The following is an 11,841-nucleotide window of genomic DNA, read 5'->3' as shown; positions in this document are numbered from 1 at the left end:
CGAAAGCGGGTAACGGTTATTTATCAAGGCATGACACGGGAAATAACCAGAAATATTAAACTGCATCGCTTGACCTTCCCCTGAGGGGAAGGTTTACGCTTACCTTACTTTCAAAAAAGGAGTCTGAAAATGTCTCATGTTATCGATCTAAACCTTGATGGTTTGACCTGTGGCCACTGCGTCAAACGCGTTAAAGAAAGCCTGGAGCAGCGCCCTGACGTTGAGCAGGCTGATGTCACACAAACTCACGCCAGCGTGACCGGAACGGCATCCGTTGATGAGCTTATCAACACCGTGAAACAAGCCGGGTACGAAGCGACAGCGGCCAGCCACCCAAAGTCTGATCCGCTGACAGAGTCATCAATCCCGTCGGAAGCACTGACAGCGGCTAATCCCTCGCTTCCGGCAGCCACCGAAGATAACGACGATAGCCAACAGTTGTTGATCAACGGGATGAGCTGTGCAAGTTGCGTGACCCGGGTACAAAGTGCGTTGCAAAACGTCCCTGGTGTCAGCCTTGCGCGGGTAAACCTTGCCGAGCGCAGCGCCCTGATTATGGGCACTGCCTCCGCCGAATCTTTAGTTAAAGCGGTAGAAAGTGTTGGCTATGGCGCTGAAGCCATCGAAGACGATGCGAAACGCCGCGAACGCCAGCAAGAAACCGCCAACGCTGCCGTTAAACGCTTCCGCTGGCAGGCGATTCTGGCGCTGGCCGTCGGCATCCCGGTCATGATTTGGGGAATGTTTGGCGACAACATGATGGTCACCGATGACAATCGTTCAATATGGTTGGCAATCGGCCTGGTCACTTTAGGCGTGATGGTCTTCGCTGGTGGGCACTTCTACCGCAGCGCATGGCGCAGTTTGCTCAATAAAACCGCCACCATGGACACGCTGGTAGCCCTGGGAACCGGCGCGGCATGGATTTATTCCATTACCGTGAATATCTGGCCGCAGCACTTCCCGATGGAAGCTCGCCACCTTTATTACGAAGCCAGCGCCATGATTATCGGCCTGATAAACCTCGGGCATATGCTGGAGCAACGCGCACGCCAACGCTCATCTAAAGCGCTGGAACGCCTGCTGGATTTAACCCCGCCGACGGCGCGCGTCGTCACCGAAGAAGGCGAAAAGACGCTGCCGCTGGCAGAAGTGACCGCAGGCATGATTCTGCGTTTAACCACGGGTGATCGCGTGCCGGTTGATGGGGAAATCACCCAGGGCGAGGCGTGGTTTGATGAAGCGATGCTGACCGGCGAGCCGGTGCCGCAGCAAAAATCGAACGACGAACCGATTCATGCGGGCACGGTGGTGCAAGACGGCAGCGTATTGTTCCGCGCCACCGCCACCGGCAACCATACAACGCTTTCACGCATCATTCGTATGGTGCGCCAGGCGCAAAGCAGCAAGCCGGAAATCGGCCAACTGGCGGATAAAATCTCGGCGGTATTTGTTCCGGTTGTGGTACTGATTGCGCTGTTTAGCGCCGCCATCTGGTACTTCTTCGGCCCGGCTCCGCAAATTGTTTATACGCTGGTGATTGCCACGACGGTGCTGATTATTGCCTGTCCTTGTGCGCTCGGCCTGGCAACGCCGATGTCGATTATTTCTGGTGTGGGTCGTGCCGCGGAGTTTGGCGTGTTGGTACGTGATGCCGATGCCCTGCAACGCGCCAGCACGCTCGATACCATCGTGTTTGACAAAACCGGTACGCTGACCGAAGGCAAGCCGCAGGTTGTCGCGATGAGCAATGACAACGGCTGGTCAGAGAGTGAGGCATTAAGGCTGGCAGGCGCACTGGAACAAGGCTCAAGCCACCCGCTGGCACGTGCGATTCTCGATAAAACCGCAGGCGTGGAATTGCCGCAGGTGAATGCGTTCCGCACTTTGCGCGGGCTGGGTGTTAGCGGTGAAATCGAAGGGCGTCAGTTATTACTCGGGAACAAAGCGCTGCTGGTTGAACAAAACGTCGATACCACAGCTTTGGACGCAGAGATTGAAGCCCAGGCAAGCCGTGGCGCCACACCGGTTCTGTTGGCAGTCGACGGCAAACTCGCGGCACTGTTTGCGATTCGTGACCCGCTTCGTGCCGATAGCGTCAGCGCGCTGCAACGCTTACATCGTAACGGTTATCGCCTGGTGATGTTGACTGGCGATAACCCAACGACCGCTAACGCCATCGCTAAAGAAGCAGGCATCGACGAAGTGATTGCAGGTGTATTGCCGGATGGCAAAGCCGAAGCGATTAAAAAGCTGCAACAACAGGGCCGCCAGGTCGCTATGGTCGGTGACGGGATAAACGATGCGCCTGCGCTTGCGCAAGCCGAAGTGGGGATTGCCATGGGCGGCGGCAGCGATGTGGCTATCGAAACCGCTGCAATCACGCTGATGCGCCACAGCCTGGTGGGTGTCGCCGATGCGCTGGCGATTTCCAAAGCCACGCTGCGCAACATGAAGCAGAATCTGGTAGGCGCGTTTATCTACAACACGCTGGGGATCCCAATTGCCGCCGGGATTTTGTATCCGCTGACCGGAACGTTGCTCAACCCGGTAGTGGCAGGCGCGGCGATGGCACTGTCGTCGATTACGGTAGTCAGTAACGCTAACCGCCTGCTGCGCTTTAAGCCGAAGGACTGAATGTCGGATGGCGCTACGCCTATCCGGACGACGAAAACACAACGACCTTCCCCACGGTGTAAAAACCGTGGGGAAATTTGCACCCGACTCATCGCAGCGGTAGCATGACTTTTTAGCCAGGGAATCTGCAAATGGGTCTGCTATCGCGAATTACCGCATTGTTTTCAAGCCTTTCAACTCCCCACTATCCCTGGCCTGCTCTGGATATTGTTCTGCCCGGCGATCGCCATCTGCATCTGGTTGGCAGTATTCACATGGGCACGCGCGATATGTCGCCGCTGTCCGAAAAGCTCATCGACAAGCTCAGAGACGCGGATGCGCTGATTGTCGAAGCAGATATCACCCAAAGTGGTTCTCCTTTCCCGCAACAATCCAACGAGCTTCCTCTCGAACAGCGCTTGTCTGCCGAAAACTGGGCGCAAGTCGTGTCGTTAATTCAGGAACTGGATATCCCCCTGAGCCAGATTGAAACCCAGCCCGCCTGGCAAATTGCGCTGGTGCTGCAAGCTCATCAGGCGCAGCGACTGGGGTTACGGGCGAATTACGGGATAGATTTTCAGATGCTGGAAGCGGCAAAAACCATGGCGATCCCAGTTATCGAGCTTGAGGGCGCTGAACATCAGATTGATATTCTCACCCGTTTACCCAATGGCGGAATGCCGCTGCTAACCGATACGTTGACCCACTGGCACACCAATGCCCGGCTGCTGCAAATGATGATTAGCTGGTGGCTGGAAACTCCGCCGCAGCGTGGGAATGTGGCGCTGCCCAATACGTTTGGCGATGAGCTATACGATGTTCTTATGCATAGGCGTAATCTTGAGTGGCAACATTTTTTGCAGCAGTTACCTGCCGGACGCTACGTCGTCGCCGTCGGTGCGTTGCATCTTTATGGGAAGGGAAATCTGCCTGAGCTCTTGAAAACCAGATAAAAAAACGGCCAATATCGCTATCGGCCCGTCAAAGAGGAATTTCTATATTGTTGTAATTATGCTGGTCGAATAAACGACCAGATGAATAATTGTCGCTCAATGTGACCATTAACGCTATCACTATTGAGTGAGATTATAGTAATTAAAACATATATCACGCAGCTTAATAATTCGTGCGCTTTTCAGACAAAAGCACTAAGAAGGTGACATGACGCCCGCAGTAAAACTTCTCGAAAAAAACCGTGTTCCATTTCAGTTACATGCTTACGATCATGACCCGAGCGAAACCAATTTTGGCGATGAGGTGGTGCGTAAACTCAGCCTCAATGCAGAGCAAGTGTACAAAACGCTGCTCGTGGCTATTAACGGTGATATGAAGCATCTGGCGGTCGCTGTGACCCCGGTTTCCGGGCAGCTCGACTTAAAAAAAGTTGCTAAAGCGTTGGGCGCAAAAAAAGTGGATATGGCTGACCCCATGGTGGCACAGCGGATTACCGGTTATCTGGTTGGCGGCATCAGCCCGCTGGGGCAGAAGAAACTGCTGCCTACAGTTATTGATGCCGCTGCTCAGGAATTTTCGTCTATCTATGTTTCAGGCGGCAAGCGTGGGCTGGATATCGAACTGGCCGCGGCCGATCTGGCAAAACTGCTGAAGGCTACTTTTGCCGAAATAGCCCGCCGCGATTAGCGGTTTATACCCAAAATAATTCGAGTTGCAGGAAGGCGGCGACGCAGTGAATCCCCGGGAGCTTACTTAAGTAAGTGACTGGGGTGAGCGAGGAAAGCCAACGCACATGCAACTTGAAGTATGACGGGTATATTCCTCCTAAAAGAGCAATTTCAGTCAGGACGGCGCAACGAGTGACTGGCAAAGTGAACGCCTTGAGGGAGGAATAATGAAAAAATCCAGACACCAGCTTTACGCCCGACGTTTTGAGCAAGTATTTGCCTATATTGAACAGCATCTTGATAGCCCGTTAACCGTCGAGCAACTGAGCGAAGTGGCCTGCTTTTCGCGTTTTCATTTCCATCGGCAATTCAGTCAATTCTGTGGCATCAGTATTAGCCGTTACATCACGTTAATGCGGCTGAAACGGGCCTCTTTCCGGTTGGTGAGCCATCCGCAGGAAAGAGTGATTAATATTGCCCTGGATGCCGGATTTGAAAATCCTGAATCATTTTCCCGTGCCTTCAAAAACACTTTCGGCCTGACCCCCGTCGAGTTTCGCAAAGATCCCGTGTGGGTTGACTGGCAAGTACATTTTCAATTTCCCGGACGGGAAAATCAGCAGAGGTTAGAAAATATGGACGTGAAAATTATTACTGTCGAACCGATGGATGTCGCGGTGCTGGAACATCTTGGCGACCCGATGCGCGTCAATAATACGGTCGCAAGTTTTATCGAATGGCGCAAAGAATCAGGACTTTCGGACTACATCACGCAAGGAACGTACGGTGTGCCTTACAGCGATCCCGCCACCACGCCAGGTGAGGAGTTTCGTTTTGATGTGTGTGGCGAGCTAATCCCGGAGGCGAACGGTCTGGTGCCTGAAAATCCACAGGGCGTTATCAGCAAAAAGCTGCCCGGCGGGCGTTGCGCGGTGGTTCGGCATGTTGGCGCTTATGAGCGAATCAGCGATAGCGTTTACTATCTTTATCGCCAATGGTTGCCCAATAGCGGTGAGGAGTTACGTGATTTTCCGGTCTATTTCCGCTACCTGGAGCTGGATAAAAACCACCCGGAACATGCGCAGCAGACCGATATTTTGTTGCCGTTGAAATAGCGCCCTCACCCTGGCCCTCTCCCCAAGGAGAGGGAGTAAAGAAGTGATCCCCTCTCCTGGGGGAGAGGGTTAGGGTGAGGGGAAAAGTTACTTCCAGCTCACCTCGCCTTTCGGCTCGAAAGCATTAACATCGAGCGGAGAATTCTTCTCGATGTACTGTTTCAGCACTTCTGCATCCACAAAACCGGTATTTACGTAACCTGGTTTTTTATCAATAGCCGGATAACCATCCCCGCCGGAGGCGTTAAAGTTTAGCGTCGCCATACGGTAGGTTTTTGCCGGGTCGATCGGTTCACCTTTGATTTTCAAATCTTGCAGACCCGTAGCAGTTGCCACAAAGCTGACATTTGCGAACTGAGGATAAGCGCCCGAATCAGGTTTTTTCTGCGACACCGCACTCAAATAATCCGTCGCTTCTTTACCGGTCATATCGGTATAAACCACAGTGTTACCAAACGGCTGAACCTTGAGGACGTCTTTATAAGTGATGTCGCCCGCTTCAATCGAATCGCGAATACCACCGCCGCTCATTACCGCGAAATCAGCACCGGTACGGTCCATTTGTGCCGCCAGCAGCAGACGCGCCAGGTTAGTTTGCACGAAACGCACTTTGCTGCGATCCCCTTCCAGGTGGCCGTTTACGCTACCCACTTTTACGTTCAGTTGCGCCTGACCTTTGTTCTGGAATGGTGTCAGCAAGGAGAGCATTTGCTGGTTTTCCGGGATTTGTGGCGTGTAGAGCACGCGCTCACTTTCCCCGTTATCGTAGGTGATTTTCTTTTTCAGGTTGATAGGGATCAGCTGGTAATGCACCAGTTTCATCTCGCCGTTACGGAATTCGAAATCCGCGCGGCCCACGTATTTGCCCCACTCATGCGCCTGAACAATCCAGATGCCATTTTGCTGGTCTGGTGCACATGGCGTACCCGGCACGTAATCAACCTGCTTTTTGTTTTCCGCTGCCATACAGACCGGGTTTTGCGAATGCCCGCCGACAATCATCGTCAGCGCACCCGCAGGCAGGCTACGAGCCATCTCGACATCGCCTGGCGCGTTTGAACCATGATCGCCATTATCGTAGTGACCCATATGAGTTGCGGCGATCAGCACATCTGGCTTTTCAGTGGTTTGCAGTTCCTGAATCACCAGTTTTGCTTCGTCAGCCGGTTTACGGAATTCGATATCGGTGAAGTTTTCCGGGTTACCAATTTTTGCCGTGTCGTCGGTGGTTAAACCGATAACCGCGATTTTAATGCCCTGCGGCTTGAAAATAGCCCACGGTTTAAACAGACGCTCGCCGGTGCTTTTCTGGTAAATGTTGGCCGAAAGCAGCGGGAATTTTGCCCATTTTTCCTGCTGGCGTAAAACCGTCAGCGGCTTGTCGAATTCGTGGTTGCCGATAGCCATTGCATCGTAACCAATCAGGTTCATACCACGAAAATCAGGTTCCGCATCTTGCAAATCGGACTCAGGAACGCCGGTATTAATATCACCGCCGGACAGCAACAGCACGCTGCCGCCCTGTTCCGCCACCTCTTTACGAATGCTATCCACCAGAGTTTTTTGTGCTGCCAGGCCATATTCAGCGTGTTCATTACGCCAGAAATGACCGTGGTGATCGTTGGTGTGCAAAATGGTGATGTTATAAGTTTTATCTTTTTCCCAGGCCAGTGCAGATGCGCTGGTTAAGCTGACTGCCATTAGCAGCGCGGTGGTCACCCCTTTCACTACGAACTTCATCGCAAATCTCCATATTTAATAAATGCTTTCGCACCAATAGCAGAACCCTAATAGCATAGACAAATAACTTTTCACTCTTGTGACTTTCTTCGTCCCTTTCCTGCAGGTATGTTAGCTGGGTAATGATTTCCTACGGTTCCATCAGTGAACTGGGTTAAAAAACAATCAATTCAATAATTACAGGTATTTATGGCAATCTCGGAACAAACTCTCGCGTCAACGGAGCCGCAAAAGGCTCGCACCGCGTTTGGCATTCTGGGGGCAATTAGCCTCTCCCATTTGCTCAACGATATGATTCAGTCGCTGATTCTGGCGCTCTACCCGCTGCTACAAAGCGAGTTTTCGCTAAGCTTTGTGCAAATTGGGATGATCACGCTCACTTTCCAGGTGACATCATCGCTACTCCAGCCGGTAGTAGGATACTACACCGACAAATACCCGATGCCGTGGTCGTTGCCGATTGGTATGTGCTTCACACTTTGCGGCCTGGTTATCCTCGCCATGGCGGGCAGTTTCCCGATGGTGCTGCTGGCTGCGGGCCTTGTTGGCACAGGCTCATCGGTATTCCACCCGGAATCTTCACGCGTGGCTCGTATGGCATCCGGTGGCCGTCATGGTCTTGCGCAGTCACTCTTCCAGGTAGGCGGCAACTTTGGTAGCTCGTTAGGGCCACTGCTGGCTGCGCTGATTATCGCGCCATACGGTAAAGGCAACGTCGGCTGGTTCGTTCTCGCGGCCCTGCTGGCGATTATCGTGTTGTTGCAAATCAGCCGTTGGTACGCCGCACAGCATCGTATGACGAAGGGCAAAACTGCCGCTCCGGTGGCGAACCCGCTACCGCGCAAGAAAGTGATTCAGGCGGTGTCTGTTTTGCTAGTGCTGATTTTCTCTAAGTATTTTTATATGGCGAGTATCAGCAGCTATTACACCTTCTACCTGATGCACAAATTTGGTTTGTCGGTGCAAAATGCCCAGTTCCATCTGTTTGCTTTCCTGTTTGCGGTAGCGGCGGGGACGGTCATTGGCGGGCCGGTTGGGGATAAGATTGGCCGTAAATACGTGATTTGGGGTTCGATTCTTGGCGTCGCGCCATTCACCCTGTTCTTGCCGTATGTCTCCCTGGAATGGACGGGGATTCTGACGGTGATCATCGGCTTTATTCTTGCCTCTGCATTTTCGGCCATTCTGGTTTATGCGCAAGAGTTGATGCCAGGACGTATCGGTATGGTTTCCGGGCTGTTCTTCGGCTTTGCGTTTGGTATGGGTGGCCTCGGGGCCGCGGTACTGGGTCTGGTTGCCGACCATACAAGTATCGAATTAGTCTATAAAATATGTGCTTTCCTGCCACTTCTCGGCATATTGACCATATTCCTGCCTGACTATCGCCATAAGTCATAGTTATAAGGGCCGGAGAAACTCTCTGGCCCTTCACCACTTCCACATTCCGCCAGACCTTTCCTAAATTAAACGTACAAAATACCCATCAGGCACTTATTTTTGTCTAAATGCGCCTTTTCTAAAGAAACTATCTATTTAGCACACACATCGTTTAAAAAATTGTCATAAACTAAATGTTATATTTTGGACATATTGGATCTGATTAACCACGAAAGGAGACGGAATGCATCACGCCACCCCGCTTATCACCACCATTGTCGGCGGCCTTGTACTGGCCTTTTTGCTCGGTATGCTCGCCAACAAACTACGTATATCACCCTTGGTGGGCTATTTATTAGCTGGGGTACTGGCCGGCCCTTTTACGCCAGGCTTTGTCGCAGATACTAAACTGGCGCCCGAATTAGCTGAACTGGGCGTTATCTTGCTGATGTTTGGCGTCGGTTTGCATTTCTCTCTGAAGGATTTGATGGCGGTAAAGGCCATCGCCATTCCCGGCGCTATCGCCCAAATTGCTGTGGCGACGCTACTGGGTATGGCGCTTTCATCGCTGATGGGCTGGTCGCTGATGACCGGCATCGTGTTTGGCCTGTGTCTTTCCACCGCCAGTACTGTGGTGCTGCTACGCGCCCTTGAAGAACGGCAATTAATCGACAGCCAGCGCGGTCAAATCGCTATTGGCTGGCTGATTGTTGAAGATCTGGTGATGGTGCTGACTCTGGTTCTGCTGCCAGCCGTTGCCGGGATGATGGAAAAAGGCGACGTGGGCCTCGCCTCTTTGTCGCTGGATATGGCGTTTACCATCGGCAAAGTGGTGGCGTTTATTGCGATTATGTTGATTGTTGGCCGCCGCCTGGTGCCGTGGATTCTGGCGCGAAGTGCGGCAACCGGTTCGCGCGAGTTGTTCACACTTGCGGTTCTGGCGCTGGCGCTGGGTATCGCGTTTGGCGCTGTTGAACTGTTTGATGTGTCGTTTGCACTCGGCGCATTCTTCGCCGGTATGGTGCTCAACGAATCTGAACTCAGCCACCGTGCGGCCCACGACACTTTACCCCTGCGCGACGCGTTTGCGGTGCTGTTCTTTGTTTCGGTCGGGATGTTATTCGACCCGATGATTTTGATTCAGGAACCGCTCGCCGTGCTGGGCACCGTGGCGATTATCGTATTTGGTAAATCCCTCGCGGCATTCTTCCTGGTGCGCCTGTTCGGCCACTCGCAACGGACTGCATTAACCATCGCTACTAGCCTTGCGCAGATTGGTGAATTCGCCTTTATTCTTGCAGGGCTGGGCATGGCGCTGAATCTGCTGCCGCAAACCGGGCAAAATCTGGTGCTGGCCGGGGCGATTCTGTCGATTATGCTCAACCCGATTTTGTTTGCGATTCTTGAGCGCTACCTGGCTAAAACCGAAACGCTGGAAGAGCAGACGCTGGAAGAAGCTATCGAAGACGAGAAGCAAATTCCGGTCGATATTTGCAATCATGCCCTGTTGGTTGGGTTTGGGCGCGTGGGGAGTTTGCTGGGTGAGAAATTAATGGCGCAGGGCATTCCACTGGTGGTGATTGAAACCTCCCGCAGCCGCGTTGATGAACTGCGCGAGCGTGGGATTCGGGCGGTGCTGGGAAATGCGGCCAACGAAGAGATCATGAATCTTGCGCATCTTGATTGCGCTCGCTGGTTATTGCTGACGATCCCCAACGGTTACGAAGCCGGTGAAATCGTCGCGACCGCACGCACCAAATGCCCGGACATCGAGATTATTGCCCGCGCGCATTATGACGACGAAGTGGATTACATTACCGAACGCGGCGCCAATCGGGTGGTTATGGGTGAGCGTGAAATCGCGAATACGATGATGGGGTTGTTGGAGAAACCTGTCGTGCAGGAAACCGTGTCGGGATAATTTTTGATGAAGCCGTGTCGGATGGCGCTTCGCTTATCCGACCTACGAAAGAGTGTTGTAGGGTGGATAAGCGCACGCGTCATCCACCTTCCAGACTAAGGACTTAACGCTCCCAGTAAGACTCTTCTAAGCTATCTTCGCGCTCTGGCAAGCCACGCGTCAGGCGCGGAGAGTGCTGATTCAACACCTGATAACTCACGCGATTCGCGTATTTACACACCTGAGCCAAAGACGAATACGTCAGCCACGTAAACTGGTGTTTGCTGGAATTCGGCACGTTGGAGCGATGATAGTTGTTCGCCGTAATATCATGCAGCAGTGCCGCCAGTGCGCCGTCGCCCGCGCCATTGGTGTTCATGATTTTCTCAGGCCCGCCCATGTATGGCGCGATGTGCGAGAAAATACGCATCGGGTTCTGGCAATCTTTATGGCGCATCGCACGGCTAAATTCGTACTGGTTAAACTCAGCAATCGCGCCCGGCAGCAATGGATGCTGGGTGGTGCGTTTTGCTGATTCTTCAGTAAAGGCCGCCATATACAAACCTACTGGCCCGGCGGTACAGAGCACTAAATCAACCCAATCCAGCGCTTTATCCGCCGCCAGCAGCGGGTCGTTTTCGCCCGTAAGCGCCAGCCCTTCTTCTTCGTTCATCGCCAGAATGGAGACGTGTTCTTTGAGGAACGCCTGCCACCACTCCGGATTTTCCGCGATAACGTATTTTGTGCCGAGCGTCAGTACCACCGGAACGTTGTACTTTTTCGCATAGGCGATGGCCTGCATGGTGGCTTCCGGCATCGGCTCGCCATCTTTGCAGCGCACCAGGTAGGAAGTCAGAACCAGTGCAGACGCGCCCGCAATCACCTCTTCCGGAATGCTCTCAGCGCGAAGCTGGTTCATGTGGCCAGGGCTTATCGCAAATGTCCGTTCGCCCTGCTCGCCAATCAACGTGAAGCAACGACCAATCGCGCCATTCACGCCTTGCAGATAGTTGAGATCGGTTCGGCTGGAGGTGTTGCACAGGTAGCGGTAGGCATAGCTACCAATTTCGATATTGCTGCACATCACGCCCAGTAAAACGGAGCGGTCGTCGGCTAATACCGAATAGTTGTGCATGGTGTTACCGATGGTGCCACCGGCAAACTGATGAGTAATCAGATCTTTTTGCACCAGTTCCTGATACAGCGCTTCTGCAACATCATCTTCAATAACCAGAGAGTGCCCGAAACTCAAACCGTAACGATGAACAAATTCGTCGTCCACTTTGGCTTCGATATCCACCAGTGTTTGGTCAATCCCAACAATCCAGGAAGTGCCAGTTTCATGTTCAGGTTGAGCCTGTTGCAATAAAGGATCGCGTGCGCTGACAGGGAAGTAGTGTTTGGATTTACGTTTGCCGGGAAATTTCATGATGTTGTTCAAAGTCGCTAATCAGGCCGGAAATGGTAGCAC

8 protein-coding genes are annotated in these 11,841 nt (G+C 52.8%); 6 read left to right on the top strand and 2 right to left on the bottom strand.

The features are described 5' to 3' along the window. Window positions 1-129 precede the first annotated feature (129 nt). The 4 genes from copA to GBAG_RS04365 all read left to right on the top strand — a co-directional run bounded on the left by copA (window position 130) and on the right by GBAG_RS04365 (window position 5,353). Window positions 130-2,637: a copper-exporting P-type ATPase CopA gene (copA, locus tag GBAG_RS04380; protein ID WP_034493767.1), complete on the top strand. Its 2,508-nt coding sequence runs from the start codon at window positions 130-132 to the stop codon at window positions 2,635-2,637. 131 nt (window positions 2,638-2,768) lie between these two features. Beyond that, entirely contained in the window at window positions 2,769-3,569 is an 801-nt protein-coding gene (locus GBAG_RS04375) for a TraB/GumN family protein (RefSeq protein WP_034493766.1), read from the top strand. A gap of 208 nt (window positions 3,570-3,777) precedes the next feature. Further along, window positions 3,778-4,257 (top strand): Cys-tRNA(Pro)/Cys-tRNA(Cys) deacylase YbaK, encoded by a 480-nt coding sequence (gene ybaK / locus GBAG_RS04370; protein WP_034493765.1) that lies wholly within the window; start codon window positions 3,778-3,780, stop codon window positions 4,255-4,257. Window positions 4,258-4,465: 208 nt separating this feature from the next. Continuing rightward, on the top strand, window positions 4,466-5,353 hold the full coding sequence (locus GBAG_RS04365; protein WP_034493764.1) for an AraC family transcriptional regulator: 888 nt from the start codon (window positions 4,466-4,468) through the stop codon (window positions 5,351-5,353). An 87-nt stretch (window positions 5,354-5,440) separates the two neighbouring features. Here GBAG_RS04365 and ushA read toward each other — a convergent pair whose 3' ends face one another. Next, window positions 5,441-7,093 carry a bifunctional UDP-sugar hydrolase/5'-nucleotidase UshA gene (gene ushA / locus GBAG_RS04360; protein ID WP_034493763.1) on the bottom strand — a complete coding sequence of 551 codons (1,653 nt, stop codon included), beginning with the start codon at window positions 7,091-7,093 and terminating at the stop codon, window positions 5,441-5,443. A gap of 189 nt (window positions 7,094-7,282) precedes the next feature. Here ushA and GBAG_RS04355 point away from each other — a divergent pair, with 189 nt between their 5' ends. Next, window positions 7,283-8,491, top strand: a complete 1,209-nt coding sequence (locus GBAG_RS04355; RefSeq protein WP_034493762.1) for an MFS transporter — start codon at window positions 7,283-7,285, stop codon at window positions 8,489-8,491. A gap of 223 nt (window positions 8,492-8,714) precedes the next feature. Then, on the top strand, window positions 8,715-10,391 hold the full coding sequence (ybaL, locus tag GBAG_RS04350; protein WP_034493761.1) for a YbaL family putative K(+) efflux transporter: 1,677 nt from the start codon (window positions 8,715-8,717) through the stop codon (window positions 10,389-10,391). Between the two features lie 103 nt (window positions 10,392-10,494). On the opposite strand, the gene GBAG_RS04345 is transcribed toward ybaL, so the two are convergent. Continuing rightward, on the bottom strand, window positions 10,495-11,799 hold the full coding sequence (locus GBAG_RS04345) for an inosine/guanosine kinase (protein WP_034493760.1): 1,305 nt from the start codon (window positions 11,797-11,799) through the stop codon (window positions 10,495-10,497). Between the last annotated feature and the right edge of the window lie 42 nt (window positions 11,800-11,841).

The organism is Buttiauxella agrestis ATCC 33320 (genome assembly GCF_000735355.1).
GTDB lineage: Bacteria > Pseudomonadota > Gammaproteobacteria > Enterobacterales > Enterobacteriaceae > Buttiauxella > Buttiauxella agrestis.
The sequence above is the reverse complement of the archived record's forward strand: the minus strand, read 5'-3'. Positions and strand labels throughout refer to the sequence as shown.